The following is a 15223-nucleotide window of genomic DNA, read 5'->3' as shown; positions in this document are numbered from 1 at the left end:
CATGTGGCTGCTCGATCATCTCTGGCCCGGCCGCAGACCTGTTCCTCCCCCGGTCGCCACCGAACCGCAGGCGACGCCCCGCCGGCCCTGGCTGAAGCGCCCGGTGCGGGCAGGCCGCAGCGGCATGGCCCCCTGGCAGAAGGTTGCCGCACCGCCACGGCGCACGCGCCACTAACCGGTGCGGTCGGCGGGATGGTTGACCCCATCGTTGACCGGGATCACACCCAGCGCGAACGGGTCGATGCCTTCCAGGCAGGCCACGTTGTAGCCGTACTGTTCCGGGTTGGAGCGGCGCCGGTGATGGGTGTAGATGCCGCACACGCCACAGAAATAGTGCTCGGCCACATGGGTGTTGAACTGGTACCGCTGCAGGTGGTTCTGCCCGCGCACCACCTGCAGGCCCGCGCGGCTGACGCTGGCGGCAATGGCCCCCCGGCGCCGGCACATCGAGCAGTCGCAGCGTCGGGGTTCGACAATACCGTCCGGCAGGTCCAGCAGCAGTTCGACCGTGCCGCAGTGGCAGGTGGCTCGGTGCCGGGGTTGGACCGGAACGCCGGCCACGGAAGTGATGCCCATCGTTGCTCCTGTGAAGTGAACCTGGCCGCAGAGGCCGCCGCCGACGGTGCGCTGCCCAGCCTGAACGGTCCGTAGATGCCACGGTGAACCCGCTTGTGGCTAACTATGCGGCTTCAAGACCGCGACAGGATGCCAGTGAACGCCGCAGGACGTTGGATGACAGGGAGTGCCATGGCGCTGGCGACGCTGTGGGTGAGCGGGCTGCTGGCCTACCAGCTGCCGGGGCCGGGTTGGCTGGCCACCGGCGTGGCCGTGCTGTGGCTGCTGGTGGCGCTGTGGGCGTCGTGGCGGGTCGCGCGGGGACGTGCCTCGCGCCGCCTGGGCACGGCCTTCGGTGCGGCGCTGGCGCTGGCCGGCCTGTGGTGGCTGCTGCTGACCCCGCGCCAGGACCGCGTGTGGGCCGATGACGTGGCCCAGCGCCTGCACGTGGTGTCCTTCGACGGGCGCCACGTGGTGCTGGACAACGTGCGCGACTTCAGCTGGCGCAGCGAAACCGACTACGACGCGCACTGGGTGCGCCGCGAATACGACCTGGACCAGCTGCGCTCGGCCGACCTGGTGCTGTCGTACTGGATGGGCCCAGCGATCGCCCACACGCTGATCTCGTTCGGCTTCGAGGATGGACGCCACGTGGTGTTCTCGCTGGAGATCCGCAAGGAGCGCGGCGAGTCGTTCTCCGCGCTGGGCGGCTTCTTCCGCAAGTTCGAGATGACCCTGGTGGCCTCGGAAGAGACCGACATCATCCGCACCCGCACCAACGCGCGTGGCGAAGATGTCTACCTGTACCGCCTGCATGGCATGGACCGCGCGCAGCTGAAGGAACTGTTCGCCGCGTACATCGAACAGGCGCGTGAACTGGATGCCAAGCCGGGCTTCTACAACACGCTGACCAGCAACTGCACGACCATCGTCTTCGACCTGGCCCGCCACATCGCACCGCGCCTGCCGTTGGACTATCGGCTGCTGCTGTCCGGCTATCTGGCCGAGTACGCGCAGGAGGTCGGTGCACTCACGCCGGGCGTGCCGTACGCCGAGCTGCACGACAAGGGCCGCATCACCCAGCGCGCATTGGACCTGGGTGATGGCGAGCATTTCTCCACCGTGATCCGCCAGGGCGTGCCCGGCACCGAGCAGGACCCGCAGTAATGACCCAACTCTTTCTGACCCGCTGGCAGCGCCTGCTGCCGGTGTTGTTCGCCGCCTTCCTGCTGCTGGGCAGCAGCGGCTGCGCGATGGTCACCGTCAAGCAGGTCAAATCCAGTGATTCACTGGTCAACAAGCGCGCGGATGTGCTCAACACTGGCAAGCTCAGCCCCGCCGCGCGTGAAACGCTCAGCGCAGCGGGCCTGGACGAATCGCAGTGCGAGAAGGACTTCCTGGTCTGCCGCAGCACGTTGCTGATGACCGACGACCTCAATGTCGAGCAGCGGCTGTCGGCGCTGTCCGAGCTGTGGGTGAAGGCTGCATTGGCGATGACGCCAAAGAAGACCGCCGCAGGCGACCCGCCGATGAGCGATGCGGCATTGGATGCCTGGCTGGAAGCCGCGCGCTATGCCTATGCCTACCTGTTCTACAGTGGCCGCTCACCGTCCGACCGGGCCTTCGAGGACCGCCAGACGCAGGTGCGCGACTACTACAACTACGCGGCCGAGAAGGCGGCGGTGGTGCTGTTCGTGCGCGCACGCGCCGCTGCGCTGGCCGGCGAGGACTATACGAAGCCGCTCACGGTCGGTAGCTGGTCGCTGGCTTCCAACTACCAGCAGCTGGGTCTGAAGAGCATTCCGGCGCAGCTGGTGCCAGCGGGAACGGTCAGCTTCGTTGGCCTGCGCAGCACCTATCGCCGCGATGGCTTCGGTGCCGAGCTGGTGATGGTGATGGACCCGCCGAAACTGGTCGCGCCAGTGATCGCGCCCGACGGCCCGAAGGCTGAAACCGCGCAGGACGACGAGGACGACGAGCGTCGTGGCCGCCGCCACCGCCATGACGATTCGGTGCCCGAGTTCAGTGAGATGTCCTCGATCAACGTCACCGCACTGCTGCGGTTCGAGGGCAGCAGCCTGGAAGACGTGATGCGCACGCGCCGGGTCGAGCTGGATGCCTATTCGCCGGAAGCGACCGAGCGCATCACTCTGCACGGTGAGCAGGTACCGCTGGCCGGCAACTTCACTGCCGCCTACGGCCTGTGGCTGGCGCAGAGTGGCTTCGCCCGGCAGTCGCTGCGTACCCTGTTCGGCATGAGCGAGGGCATCGGCGAGCCGCACATCTACCTGATGCAGCCGTGGGACCCGAACCGCCGCATCATCTTCATGCTGCACGGCCTGGCCAGCAGCCCGGAAGCGTGGGTGAACCTGGCCAACGAGATCATGGGTGACCCCGAGCTGCGCCAGCAGTTCCAGGTGTGGCAGGTCTATTACCCGACCAATGCGCCGATCGCGCTGAACCGCTACGAGATCGCCAATGCATTCAACGACACGCTGAAGCATTTCGATCCCAACGGCAGCACGCGTGCGTCGAAGGACATGGTCTACATCGGTCACAGCATGGGCGGCGTGCTGGCGCGCCTGCTGGTGAGCGATTCCGGCGATGTACTGTGGAACGACCTGCTGGCCAACTACGACCTGAAGGGGGAACGGCTGAAGCGGGTGCAGAACAAGCTGGGTCCGCTGCTGCATTTCAAGGCACAGCCGAACGTGGAGCGTGCGATCTTCATCGCCGCACCGCACCAGGGCACCGACATTGCCGGCAACAAGGTCGGTCGCCTGATTGGTCGCTTGGTACGCCTGCCGCTGACAATCCTCGGCAAGTTCGAGGACGTGTTCATGGCGCTGGCGCAGGCCGAGCAGCAGGTCGATGGCACCGCCAAGCCGAAGATCCCGAACAGCATCGACAACCTCAAGGCCAGCGATCCGTTCGTGAAGGCCGCCGCACAGCTGCCGATTGAGGCGGGCCTGAAGTACCACTCGATCATCGCCCAGCGCAAGCCGGAGCTGCCGGTGGAAAAATCCGATGATGGGCTGGTGCCGTACTGGAGCGCACATCTGCCGGGCGCGCTGTCGGAGAAGGTGATCATCTCCGGCCACAGCGTGCAGGAAACCCCGCAGGCGGTGCTGGAGGTGAGGCGCATCCTGCACCGGGATATCGATGACATGGGGACGGGTACCCGGTAGTGCCGGCCGCTGGCCGGCAATCCCGCAATGCGGCGGTGCTACACCCGCCGCGCGATCACCGTGGACAGCAGCGCCAGGCCGAAGGTGATCGCCAGGCACAGGAAGTAGCCGGTGTGTGGCGCGGCTTCCACGAACAGCGCGAACAGCGCACCGGAAACCGCCAGCGCGGTGGTCACCGACAGCGCCTCGCTCAACTGCAGCGCCGAGGTGTTGGCACCCTGCTCGTGCGGTGCGGACAACGAAAGCGTCAGCACCGACAAGCTGGCGTAGATCATGCCCATGCCGAAGCCGGTCATGGCCCAGCCGACCAGTGCCACCGGCAGCGGCACTGCGTTGAACAGCACGGCCAGTGTGGCGGCGATGCCGATCGTCATCAGCGGTGTGCCAACGCGCAGCAGCTGCTGGCGTGACCAGCCGCGCTGCTGGTGGCCCTGCAGCCATGAACCGGCGAACCAGCCCAGTGCACCAAGACTGAGCACGGCACCGGCCCAGCTGGGCGAGAGCCCGCGTTCGCGCTGCAACAGCAGTGGCAGGTAGGCCTCACAGGCGAAGAATGCGGCCGCCGCGACGCCGCGCAGCGCGATCACGCTGGGCAATCCGCGGCGCAGCAGCAACGTGCCGGCTGGCAACAGGCGGTGCACGCAGAACAGCAGCGCAAGCATGGCCACGCCGATGCAGAGCAGCGCAGGCAGGCCCTGCTGCTGGCCGCCGAAGTAGAGCAGCAGCGCCGCCAACGAAGCACCGCTGGCCCAGCGCACCACGTTGCCGCGTCCATCGTCGCTGCTGGCAGCATCAGTGGGCTGCATGCGTGCCAGTGCAGGGCGCAGCAGCAGCGCGGCCGGGACCGCCAGTAGCGGCACCGCCAGGAACACCCAGCGCCAGCCGAGATGCTGCACGATCAGCCCGCTCAGCGCGGGACCGATCATCGACGGCACCACCCAGCCGGCGGAGAACGCGGCGAATACCTTCGGGCGCAGGTGTTCGGGATAGCTGCGGCCAACCATCACGTACAGCGAGACCGAGATCGCGCCTGCGCCCAGGCCCTGTAGCAGGCGCCCGGGCACCAGCATGCCCATGCGCATGGCGAAGCCGGCCAGCAGCAGGCCAAGCACGAAGCAGCCCAGGCCATACCACAGCGGCCGAGCTGGTCCCTGGCGGTCGGCCCAGCGTCCGGCCAGGGTCATGCCGATGACACTGGTGGCCAGGGTGCCGCCAAAGGCCAGCGCATACAGGCGCAGGCCATCCAGCGCCTCGGCCACGGTCGGCATGGCGGCCGCCACCGCCAGGGCCTCGAAGGCATGCAGCGCCACCAGTGCCACCATGCCGATGGTGGTGGCGCGATAGCGGGGAGACAGGATCGACGTATCAGCCGGCGCACGGGCGTCGGCGGGCGAAAGAGTGGGGGACATACGAGTCAGATGCGGGCCGCGCTTGTCAACTGGCGGCGAAGATAGCAGCATGCCACCTCAACTGCAGTTTAGGTCAAGCAATGGTTTCCCAGGAACTCAGCGTTGGCGAAGTCTCCCAGCGCAGTGGCGTGGCGGTTTCCGCGCTGCATTTCTACGAGCGCAAGGGGCTGATCAGCAGCCTGCGCACCTCGGGCAACCAGCGGCGCTACAGCCGTGACGTGCTGCGACGGTTGGCCGTGATCCGCGTCGCGCAACGGGTGGGCATGCCACTGGAAGCTGTCGGCCGTGCCTTCGAAAGCCTGCCCGAGGGCCGCGCGCCGACCAAGGCCGACTGGGCCAAGCTGTCCGCGCGCTGGCGCACCGAGCTGGAGGAGCGCATCCACATGCTGGAACTGCTGCGCGATGAACTGACCGGCTGCATCGGCTGCGGCTGCCTGTCGCTGCAGCGCTGCCGCCTGGCCAACCCCGAAGACGTCCTCGGCGAACGCGGCGACGGCCCAATGGGCTGGGAGTGACCCGCGAAAAGGGGACGGAGGGGATTATGTCGTTTGTGCATTAACGACTTAATCCCCTCCGTCCCCTTTTTTCTTACCAGACCGTGATCGTCTCGCCGCTCTGGATGCCTTCCACCGCGCGCTGGAAGGCCAGCGCCGCGCGCTGCGCGCTCACCGCTTCGAAGCCTGGGAAATAAGGGCCGTAAGCCGCCATCGATTCGATCAGCACGTTCGGGCTGACCACGTTGATGCGCAGGCCACGCGGCAGCAGCTCCAACGCGGCGGCACGCACGAAGCCTTCCAGCGCGGCATTCACCGAGGTGGCGTTGACGCCATCGCGGATCGGCTGTGCGCTGACGATGCCGCTGGTCAGGGTGATCGAGCCACCGGCGTTGAGGTGGTGCTGGGCGACCAGTGCCAGCCGCACCTGGCCCAGCAGCTTGTCCTGCAGGCCGAGGTTGAACTGCTCGGGTGTCATGTCCTTCAGCGGGCCGAAGTGCAGCTTGCCAGCGGTGGAGATCACTGCATCGACCGGACCGGTGCGCGAGAACAGTTCGGCGACGCTGCCGTCGTCGGTCAGGTCGACGCGCAGCTCACCGCTGTTGCGGCCGGCGGCGAGGATCTGATGCTGCTGGCCGAGCTGGTGGGCGACTGCCTGGCCGAGGGTGCCGCTGGCACCGACGAGGAGGATCTTCATGGCCGTTCCTTGCGAGAGGGGGAATGGGCGCAGTCTGCGCCCTCACGGTGGGGTTAGGTAAGCGGCGTATGCTTCGCAGATTCCTAACTCTGGATTAGCAATGGATACCCTTCGCTGCATGCAGGCCTTCGTCGCCGTGGCCGAGTCCGGGAGCTTTGCAGGAGCTGCCGAACAGCTGCAGGTGTCGGCGGTGATGGTCGGCAAGTACATCCAGCAACTGGAGGCGCACCTGGGTACCGCGCTGCTGCAACGGAACACCCGCCGCCAGCGCCTGACCGAAGCCGGCAGCGCCTACCTGGCCGGGTGCCGGCAGGTGCTGGAGCAGGTGCAGCAGGCGGAGGCGGACGTGGCCGGCCTGCAGGTACAACCCCGCGGACTGCTGCGGGTCAGCGCGCCAACCACCTGGGGCAGTTGTGTGCTGGCGCCACAACTGGCCGGCCTGCTGCGCGCGCAGCCGCAGTTGAACATCGAGCTGGACCTGAGCAACCGCCGCGTGGACCTGATCGAGGATGGCTTCGACGTGGCGATCCGGGTCGGGCCGCTGCCATCGCAGGAGGTGGTGGCGCGGCCGCTGCCGCCGTATGCAATGAGCCTGTGTGCGGCACCGTCCTACCTGCGCCGGCGCGGCACGCCGCGCACGCCCGCGGATCTGCAGGGGCATGATTGCCTGAGCCACCTGGCCTGGCGCGGCGGCCATGGCTGGCAGTTGGCCAACGGCGAACAGGTGGACTGGGAGGCGCGGCTGACCTGCAACGACGGTGTTGCACTGCGCGAGGCCGCCGTGGCCGGCGCAGGGCTGGTGCTGCAGCCGACCGCGCTGCTGGCCGGCGAAATCGCGGCCGGGCGGTTGAAGCCGCTGCTGCGCGACTACCTGCCCGAACCGCGGCCGATGCACCTGATCTACCTGCCGGATCGACGGCCGCGCCCGCGGTTGCAGTGCTTCGTCGATTTCGTCATGGCCACATTGGGGCAGTGAACATCCACGCCATGCGTGGATGATGGTAGGTGCCGACCGTTGGTCGGCACACATCGGGATCAATCATTCGCCGCAGACAGTTCCTGCCCACGTACCTGCGCGGCGCGCAGCGCGGTGTCCACCAGCGCCTCGAAACCACCGGCCTGGAAGCTCTCGATCGCGGCCTGGGTGGTGCCGTTCGGCGAGGTCACGCGACGGCGCAGCTCGGCCGGGCTTTCACCGGCCTCATCAAGCATGCGCGAGGCTCCCAGCAGGGTCTGCACCACCAGCGCACGCGCAGCGTCGGCCGGCAGGCCCTGGGCGATACCTGCCGCTTCCATCGCTTCGGCCAGCAGGAACACATAGGCCGGCCCGCTGCCGGATACGGCAGTCACCGAATCCATCAGCGACTCGCTGTCGATCCACACCGTGCGCCCGGCACTGGCCAGCACCTGTTCGGCGCGTGCGTGCTGCTGCGCATCCACCGACGCGGTGGCGTACAGGCCGGTCACGCCGGCGCCGAGCAGGGCCGGGGTGTTCGGCATCGCGCGCACCACCGGCAGATTGCCACCCAGCCAGCGTTCCAGCTGCGCGCTGGTGATGCCGGCGGCGATCGACACCACCAGTGGCCGGTTCGCCTGCGCCAGCGCCTGCAGCGACTGGCACACATCGCGCAGCACCTGCGGCTTCACCGCCAGCAGCCAGGTGCGGCCGTGCGCGGCGGCATCGGCGGCGTTGTCGTGCACCTGCACGCCGAAGTCGGCAGCCAGTGACTCGCGCAGTGCGGCCACCGGTTCGGCCACGTGGATGTGCGCGGCAGGCACGCCCTGGCGGATCAGGCCGGCGATCAGGCTGCGGGCCATGTTGCCGCCGCCGATGAAGGTGATGGAATCAGCTGCCATGGAAGTCTCCTTGGAAAATCAGGCCGGGCCCGGGCGGGCGCCGAACAGGGCGGTGCCGATGCGCACCAGGGTGGCACCCTCGGCGATGGCTTCGGCGTAGTCGCTGCTCATGCCCATCGACAGCGTGTCGATCTGCGCGTGCTGGGCAGCCAGCGACTGGAAAAGTGTGCGCATGCGCACGAATGCATCCCGACGGCGCTCCGCTTCCGGCCACGGTGCGGGAATCGCCATCAGGCCACGCAGGCGTAGGCTGGGTTCGGCGGCAATCGCGGCGGCCAGTGCATCCACTTCTTCCGGTGCACAGCCATGCTTGCTGGATTCATCGTCGATGTTGACCTGGATCAGTACGTTCAGCGGGCCACGCGCGGCCGGGCGATGGCGTGCCAGCGCGGTCACCAGCTTGGAACGGTCCACGCTCTGCACCCAGTCGAAATGGCCGGCCACGGCATCGGCCTTGTTCGACTGCAGGTGGCCGATCAGGTGCCATTCCAGCGCCAGGTGCTGCAGCGCCTGCATCTTGGCCAGTGCTTCCTGCACGTAGTTCTCGCCGAAGGCGTGCTGGCCCTGTGCGGCCAGCGCGGCCACGGCCTCGGCCGGCTGGGTCTTGGACACCGCCAGCAGGCGTGGGTCGGGCCTGCCAGCGGCCTCGGCGGCGGCGTGCAGGTTGCTCAGGATCTGGGGCAGGGGAGTGGCCACGTAACGCGTTCCGTTGAATCAGGAGGCTATACTGCCGCCCGGGGAAAGATCCTTCCAGTCGAAGCCGTTATTGGGGAGTAGCCGCTCATGGATATCGCCGAGCTGTTGGCGTTTTCCGTAAAGAACAAAGCGTCCGACCTGCATCTGTCCGCAGGCCTGCCGCCGATGATCCGCGTGGACGGCGACGTGCGCCGGATCAACATCCCAGCCCTGGACCACAAGCAGGTCCACGCGCTGGTGTACGACATCATGTCCGACAAGCAGCGCCGCGATTACGAGGAATTCCTCGAAGTGGACTTCTCCTTCGAGATCCCGTCGCTGGCGCGCTTCCGTGTCAACGCGTTCAACCAGAACCGCGGTGCCGGTGCGGTGTTCCGTACCATTCCGTCCGAGGTGCTCACCCTCGAGGACCTGGCCTGCCCGCCGCTGTTCCGCGAAGTGATCCAGCAGCCGCAGGGCCTGATCCTGGTGACCGGTCCGACCGGTTCGGGCAAGTCGACCACGCTGGCGGCGATGATCGACTACATCAACAAAAACGAATACGGCCACATCCTCACCGTCGAGGATCCGATCGAATTCGTGCACACCTCGCAGAAGTGCCTGATCAACCAGCGCGAAGTGCACCGCGATACGCATGGCTTCAACGAAGCGCTGCGCTCGGCACTGCGTGAAGACCCGGACATCATCCTGGTCGGCGAACTTCGTGACCTGGAAACCATCCGCCTGGCATTGACCGCCGCGGAAACCGGCCACCTGGTGTTCGGCACCCTGCACACCAGTTCGGCGGCCAAGACCATCGACCGTATCATCGACGTGTTCCCGGCCGGCGAAAAGCCGATGGTGCGTTCGATGCTGTCCGAATCGCTGCGTGCGGTGATCTCGCAGGCGCTGCTGAAGAAGGTCGGTGGTGGTCGTACCGCTGCATGGGAAATCATGGTCGGCACCCCGGCCATCCGCAACCTGATCCGCGAGGACAAGGTGGCGCAGATGTACTCGGCCATCCAGACCGGCCAGCAGTACGGCATGATGACCCTGGACCAGCACCTGCAGGACCTGGTCAAGCGCAGCCTGATCACCCGCAACCAGGCCCGCGACTACGCCAAGGACAAGCGCCTGTTCGAGTAAGGCGGGCGGCCACGGGCGGCGTGCGCCAGTGCGTCGCCGTTCCCGCGCCGTTTCCGCCTCCGACCGTTTCCTGGTACATGTCCCATTGGGAGCCCGCCGTGAACACCACCGCGACCACCATCGATTTCACTTCGTTCCTCAAGCTGATGGCGCACCAGCGCGCCTCGGACCTGTTCATCACCGCCGGCATGCCGCCGGCGATGAAGGTCAACGGCAAGATCTCGCCGATCACCCAGACCCCGCTCACGCCGCAGCAGAGCCGCGACCTGGTGCTGAACGTGATGACCCCGGCGCAGCGCGAGGAATTCGAAAAGACCCATGAGTGCAACTTCGCCATCGGCCTGTCCGGTGTCGGCCGCTTCCGTGTCAGCTGCTTCTACCAGCGCAACCAGGTCGGCATGGTGCTGCGTCGCATCGAGACGCGCATTCCGACCGTGGAAGAGCTGAGCCTGCCGCCGATCATCAAGACGCTGGCGATGACCAAGCGCGGCATCATCCTCTTCGTCGGTGCCACCGGCACCGGTAAATCGACGTCGCTGGCGGCGATGATCGGTTATCGCAACCAGAATTCGACCGGCCACATCATCACCATCGAAGACCCGATCGAATTCGTGCATAAGCACGAAGGCTGCATCATCACCCAGCGCGAAGTCGGCATCGATACCGACAGCTGGGAAGCGGCGCTGAAGAACACCCTGCGGCAGGCGCCGGATGTGATCATGATCGGCGAGGTGCGTACCCGCGAGGGCATGGACCACGCCATCGCGTTCGCGGAAACCGGCCACCTGGTGTTGTGCACCCTGCATGCCAACAACGCCAACCAGGCGATGGACCGCATCGTCAACTTCTTCCCGGAAGACCGCCGCAACCAGCTGCTGATGGACCTGTCGCTGAACCTGAAGGGCGTGGTTGCGCAGCAGCTGGTGCCGTCGCCCGATGGCCGCTCGCGCAAGGTGGCGATGGAGATCCTGCTGGGCACGCCGCTGGTGCAGGACTACATCCGCGACGGCGAGATCCACAAGCTGAAGGAAGTGATGAAGGATTCGGTCCAGCTGGGCATGAAGACCTTCGACCAGAGCCTGTTCGAGCTGTACCAGGCGGGCGAGATCAGCTACGAGGACGCACTGCGCTACGCCGATTCGCAGAACGAAGTGCGCCTGCGCATCAAGCTCAGCCAGGGCGGCGACGCCCGCACCCTGTCGCAGGGGCTGGATGGCGTGGAGATTTCCGAGATCCGGTGACCTGGGTGTTCCGTAGCGTCGAGCCTGCTCGACTGTTCTTGTCGAGTCGAGCAAGCTCGACTCTACAGGCGGGCGGCTGCGCGTATTGATGAATTCCAGTCATGACCAACTGCAATGCTGCCCATTCAATCCGTGGGCTCTGCAGGCGTATCGTCAGCGCTCCCCCTCTGGAGCACGACGATGCAGACACGTGAACTCGGCCGCAGTGGCCTGAAGGTTTCCGCCCTCGGCCTGGGCTGCATGGGCCTGAGCCATGGCTACGGCCAACCGGTGGAGCGCAGCCAGGGCATCGCCCTGCTGCAGGCCGCCGTCGAGCGTGGCGTGACCTTCTTCGACACCGCCGAAGTGTATGGCCCCTACACCAACGAAGACCTGCTCGGCGAGGCGCTGGCGCCGTACCGCGACAGGCTGGTGATCGCCACCAAGTTCGGCTTCAAGGATGCGCGCGTCGATACCGGGCTGGACAGCCGTCCCGAGAACATCCGCGCGGTGGCGGAGGCCAGCCTCAAGCGCCTGCGTACCGACCATATCGACCTGTTCTACCAGCACCGCGTCGACCCCAACGTGCCGATCGAGGATGTCGCTGGCACCGTTCGCGACCTGATCGCCGAAGGCAAGGTCGGCCACTTCGGCCTGTCCGAGGCCAGTGCCGCCACCGTGCGTCGCGCCCATGCAGTGCAGCCGGTGGCCGCCGTGCAGAGCGAGTACTCGCTGTGGTGGCGTGAGCCGGAGCGCGAACTGTTGCCGACGTTGCAGGAACTGGGTATCGGCTTCGTGCCGTTCAGCCCGCTGGGCCGTGGCTTCCTGACCGGCGCGATCAACGCCGATACCACCTTCGACGCCAACGACTTCCGCAACACCGTGCCGCGTTTCGAAGTGGAAGCGCGTCGTGCCAACCAGGCACTGGTTGATCGCATCAGCACGATTGCTGCCGCACGTGGCGCGACGCCGGCGCAGGTGGCGCTGGCCTGGCTGCTGGCGCAGGCGCCGTGGATCGTGCCGATTCCGGGCACCACCAAGGTCCATCGCCTGGAAGAAAACCTGGGCGCGGCCGACCTGCAGTTGGCGCCGGAGGAACTGCAACGCATCGCGCAGGCGCTGGATGAAGTGTCGATTGTCGGTGAGCGCTACAACGCGCAGCGCGCCGCGCAGGCCAAGGGCTGACCGCCGGCCGTGGGTGCGGACCGTTGGTCCGCACTCCTCACCTCATCCAGCCATCGGCCCGCGCAACGCATCAAGCACCGTCCGCATCGCCACGGTGACGTGGCGGCGCGACGGGTAATACGCGTAGTAGCCATCGAAGTGCGGGCACCAGTCGTCCAGCACCGATTGCAGGCGGCCATCGTCCAGCATCGGCTGCACCTGGTCTTCCGGCAGCCAGGCCAGCCCGCTGCCGGCCAGTGCAGCCGCGCGGGTCATGCCCATGGTGTTGAAGGTCCACTGACCGGTCACGCGCACGCTCAGTTCGTTGCCGTCCTGGCCGAAATCCCACGGCATCAGCCCGCCATGCGTGGGCAGGCGCAGGGTGACGCAGTTGTGGTTGGCCAGGTCGTGCGGATGCCGCGGCACCACGTACTGGTGGAAGTAGCTGGGTGCACCGACCACGCGCATGCGCAGCGGCGGGCTGACCGGTACCGCGATCATGTCGCGCGCCAACCGTTCGCCGAGGCGGATGCCGATGTCGTAGCGCTCGGCGACGATGTCGGCCAGCCCGTAGTCGGCAGCCAGTTCCACCTTCAGGTCCGGATACTGCTGCAGCAATGGCGCCAGCCGCGGCCAGGCGATGTACTCGGCGGCATGGCCGGTGGCATTGATGCGGATGGTGCCGGCCGGTCGCTCGCGGTACTCGGCCAGTGCGGCCAGTTCGTCCTCGATCTCGGCCAGGCGCGGGGCGAGGGTCTCGAGCAGGCGGGCACCGGCTTCGGTGGTGGACACGCTGCGGGTGGTGCGGGTCAGCAGGCGCACGCCGAGGCGCTCTTCCAGCCCGCGCATGGCATGGCTGAGCGCGGACTGGGAGACACCCAGCTGGGCGGCGGCCCTGGTGAAGCTGCCTTCGCGGGCAACGTGGACGAAGGCCTGCAGGTCGTTGAGGTTTTCACGGGGCATAAAGGGATGATACGGCCGGGCTGCGCCCGGCACCCGCCGAAACAACGTCAATGGCAACGTCAAAAGCTGGCTTCCCGTGGGAGGCGGGGTGGCTCAGGTTGCGGGGGACGGCGCAAGTACGTCCATGTAGCCTCGGTCGCGCCATCCATGGCGCTCACGCCCCCGCAACCTGAGCCGCCCCGCCTTCGACAATTTCCCGCGAGCTGTTGGAACGGCTCCGACCCCATTCTGTGTAGGCGTGTGGGGATGTCGATTTCAGGGACTGTGGTTCGTCGAATGAATGACTTCAACGGGAGCTGCACATGAGCACTGACACCAAGCCGAAAGGCCCGGCCTCGTACTTCCCCTCCATCGAGAAGACCTATGGGCAACCGGTGACGCACTGGTTCGGGCTGCTGGCGGGCAAGAAGGGCCTGAAACACATGGAACTGGTCAGCTTCCTGAAAAGCGAGCATGGGCTGGGCCACGGCCATGCCAACGCGTTGGTGGCGCACCATCTGGCCGGAAAGGGCTGAGCAGGCAACCCGGCGCTGAACGGTCGTGTGGGGGGCAGGCTACACGGCCTCCGGGGTCAGGCAGACTGGGCGTTCATCCCGAGGCAGGACGCCCTCATGCAGGTCACGCTGGACGCGATCACCGTCGACAACTACGAAGCCGTGTGCGACCTCGAGGTCAGCGAGGCGCAGCAGGACTTCGTGGCCGGCAATACCTGGTCGCTGGTGCAGGCAGCATTCCATCCCGGCTACCAGACCCGCGCCATCCAGGCCGATGGCGAGCTGGTCGGGTTCTTCATGTGGGTGCCGGAGACGCCGCAGCGCATCTCGATCTGGCGCTTCATGGTCGATCAGCGCTGGCAGGGGCGTGGCATCGGGCGGCGCGCGTTGGAACTGGCGCTGGCGCAGATCCGAGACACGCCCGGCCTGGCCGAGATCGAGATCTGCTACAACCCGCACAATCCGGTGGCGGGTGCCTTCTATGGCAGCTTCGGTTTCGTCGAGACCGGCATGGACGATGATGGCGAGGACATGCTGGCCGTGCTGCCGGTGATGCCTCCGGAATAACCTGAATGGGCGAGCGCAGCTGAACGATTTCATCTGCAACTGTCATGCAGATCGTGTCTAATATCGCTCCCCACCTGCTGTTCCCCCACCCGTATGTCCCTTCCCGCCCATGGCTCTGCGCCGTGCGACGACGCTGACGGCCACCTGGTCACCGCTGGTCCGCTGACCCCACCGCCCGACAGCGCCGGCACCACCGCCGACGAAAAAGCGCTGCGCCACTCGATTGCCGAGGACGTGCAGGGCATGGTGCTGGCTACGATGGTGGCCTCGCTGGGCCTGGCCATCTTCGCCAAGGGTGGGCTGATGATCGGCGGCATGGCCGGCATGGCCTTCCTGCTGCACTACTCGATGGGCTGGAACTTCGGCCTGGTGTTTGTGCTGGTCAATCTGCCGTTCTACTGGGTGGCGCTGCGGCGCATGGGCTGGGAATTCACCCTGAAGACCTTCGCCGCGGTCACCGCCTGTGGCGTGCTGACCGACCTGCTGCCGCGCTGGATCGACTTCTCGCACATCAACCCGTTGTATTCGGCGATCGTGGGCGGTGCGTTGTCCGGCCTGGGCATCCTGTTCTTCATCCGCCACCGCGCCAGCCTCGGCGGCATCGGTATCCTGGCGGTGTACCTGCAGCGCACCCGCGGCTGGAGCGCGGGCAAGGTGCAGATGTCCTACGACGCCTGCCTGATGGTGGCCGCGTTCTTCGTGCTGTCGCCGTCGAAGGTGCTGTACTCGGCGATCGGCGCGGTGGTGCTCAGCCTGGTGCTGATGTTCAACCACCGCCCGGGCCGTTACATGGG

General features: G+C 66.8%; 16 protein-coding genes. 10 read left to right on the top strand and 6 right to left on the bottom strand.

The genetic code is table 11. The features are described from left to right. Positions 1–171 precede the first annotated feature (171 nt). Positions 172–576 (bottom strand): GFA family protein, encoded by a 405-nt coding sequence (locus tag N7573_RS09300; protein WP_049421554.1) that lies wholly within the window; start codon positions 574–576, stop codon positions 172–174. A 171-nt stretch (positions 577–747) separates the two neighbouring features. Here N7573_RS09300 and N7573_RS09295 point away from each other — a divergent pair, with 171 nt between their 5' ends. Beyond that, a complete protein-coding gene (locus N7573_RS09295) occupies positions 748–1722 on the top strand; it encodes a DUF4105 domain-containing protein (protein WP_279913041.1) in 975 nt (324 codons plus the stop codon). After that, positions 1722–3743: an alpha/beta hydrolase gene (locus tag N7573_RS09290; protein WP_049463618.1), complete on the top strand. Its 2022-nt coding sequence runs from the start codon at positions 1722–1724 to the stop codon at positions 3741–3743. The genes N7573_RS09295 and N7573_RS09290 overlap by 1 nt, the downstream gene beginning before the upstream one ends. Before the next feature lie 38 nt (positions 3744–3781). Here the strand turns inward: N7573_RS09290 and N7573_RS09285 are convergent, their stop codons facing one another. Next, complete coding sequence (locus N7573_RS09285) at positions 3782–5203, bottom strand: MFS transporter (protein ID WP_279943134.1); 1422 nt, start codon at positions 5201–5203, stop codon at positions 3782–3784. A gap of 29 nt (positions 5204–5232) precedes the next feature. On the opposite strand from N7573_RS09285, the gene soxR reads away from it, so the two are divergent. After that, the gene (soxR, locus tag N7573_RS09280) at positions 5233–5667 is read left to right on the top strand and encodes a redox-sensitive transcriptional activator SoxR (RefSeq protein WP_279913665.1); all 435 of its coding nucleotides are present in this window, start codon (positions 5233–5235) and stop codon (positions 5665–5667) included. A 73-nt stretch (positions 5668–5740) separates the two neighbouring features. Here the strand turns inward: soxR and N7573_RS09275 are convergent, their stop codons facing one another. Continuing rightward, positions 5741–6343 (bottom strand): short chain dehydrogenase, encoded by a 603-nt coding sequence (locus tag N7573_RS09275; protein WP_279913664.1) that lies wholly within the window; start codon positions 6341–6343, stop codon positions 5741–5743. Between the two features lie 100 nt (positions 6344–6443). Here N7573_RS09275 and N7573_RS09270 point away from each other — a divergent pair, with 100 nt between their 5' ends. Then, the gene (locus N7573_RS09270; protein WP_197616502.1) at positions 6444–7319 is read left to right on the top strand and encodes a LysR family transcriptional regulator; all 876 of its coding nucleotides are present in this window, start codon (positions 6444–6446) and stop codon (positions 7317–7319) included. 59 nt (positions 7320–7378) lie between these two features. Here the strand turns inward: N7573_RS09270 and proC are convergent, their stop codons facing one another. Both proC and N7573_RS09260 read right to left on the bottom strand, forming a co-directional pair. Continuing rightward, positions 7379–8200, bottom strand: coding sequence for a pyrroline-5-carboxylate reductase (proC, locus tag N7573_RS09265; RefSeq protein ID WP_279913663.1), 822 nt, complete (start codon positions 8198–8200; stop codon positions 7379–7381). 18 nt (positions 8201–8218) lie between these two features. Further along, positions 8219–8896 carry a YggS family pyridoxal phosphate-dependent enzyme gene (locus N7573_RS09260; protein WP_279913662.1) on the bottom strand — a complete coding sequence of 226 codons (678 nt, stop codon included), beginning with the start codon at positions 8894–8896 and terminating at the stop codon, positions 8219–8221. Positions 8897–8983: 87 nt separating this feature from the next. Here N7573_RS09260 and N7573_RS09255 point away from each other — a divergent pair, with 87 nt between their 5' ends. The 3 genes from N7573_RS09255 to N7573_RS09245 all read left to right on the top strand — a co-directional run bounded on the left by N7573_RS09255 (position 8984) and on the right by N7573_RS09245 (position 12426). Continuing rightward, a complete protein-coding gene (locus tag N7573_RS09255) occupies positions 8984–10021 on the top strand; it encodes a type IV pilus twitching motility protein PilT (protein WP_006422551.1) in 1038 nt (345 codons plus the stop codon). A gap of 98 nt (positions 10022–10119) precedes the next feature. Continuing rightward, a complete protein-coding gene (locus tag N7573_RS09250) occupies positions 10120–11262 on the top strand; it encodes a PilT/PilU family type 4a pilus ATPase (RefSeq protein ID WP_005408369.1) in 1143 nt (380 codons plus the stop codon). 180 nt (positions 11263–11442) lie between these two features. After that, complete coding sequence (locus tag N7573_RS09245; RefSeq protein WP_049400676.1) at positions 11443–12426, top strand: aldo/keto reductase; 984 nt, start codon at positions 11443–11445, stop codon at positions 12424–12426. Positions 12427–12468: 42 nt separating this feature from the next. Here the strand turns inward: N7573_RS09245 and N7573_RS09240 are convergent, their stop codons facing one another. Continuing rightward, the gene (locus N7573_RS09240) at positions 12469–13368 is read right to left on the bottom strand and encodes a LysR family transcriptional regulator (protein ID WP_279943133.1); all 900 of its coding nucleotides are present in this window, start codon (positions 13366–13368) and stop codon (positions 12469–12471) included. A gap of 302 nt (positions 13369–13670) precedes the next feature. Between N7573_RS09240 and N7573_RS09235 the strand changes: the two genes are divergently transcribed. The 3 genes from N7573_RS09235 to N7573_RS09225 all read left to right on the top strand — a co-directional run. Continuing rightward, the gene (locus tag N7573_RS09235) at positions 13671–13883 is read left to right on the top strand and encodes a DUF4287 domain-containing protein (protein WP_005408372.1); all 213 of its coding nucleotides are present in this window, start codon (positions 13671–13673) and stop codon (positions 13881–13883) included. 96 nt (positions 13884–13979) lie between these two features. After that, complete coding sequence (locus N7573_RS09230; protein ID WP_279914012.1) at positions 13980–14429, top strand: GNAT family N-acetyltransferase; 450 nt, start codon at positions 13980–13982, stop codon at positions 14427–14429. 93 nt (positions 14430–14522) lie between these two features. After that, the coding region (locus N7573_RS09225) for a YitT family protein (RefSeq protein WP_279943132.1) at positions 14523–15223 on the top strand (701 nt) is incomplete at its 3' end.

The organism is Stenotrophomonas sp. GD04054, assembly GCF_029836955.1.
Taxonomy (GTDB): domain Bacteria; phylum Pseudomonadota; class Gammaproteobacteria; order Xanthomonadales; family Xanthomonadaceae; genus Stenotrophomonas; species Stenotrophomonas maltophilia_A.
Note: the sequence above shows the minus strand (reverse complement) of the source record. Positions and strands in the feature narration are given on the sequence as shown.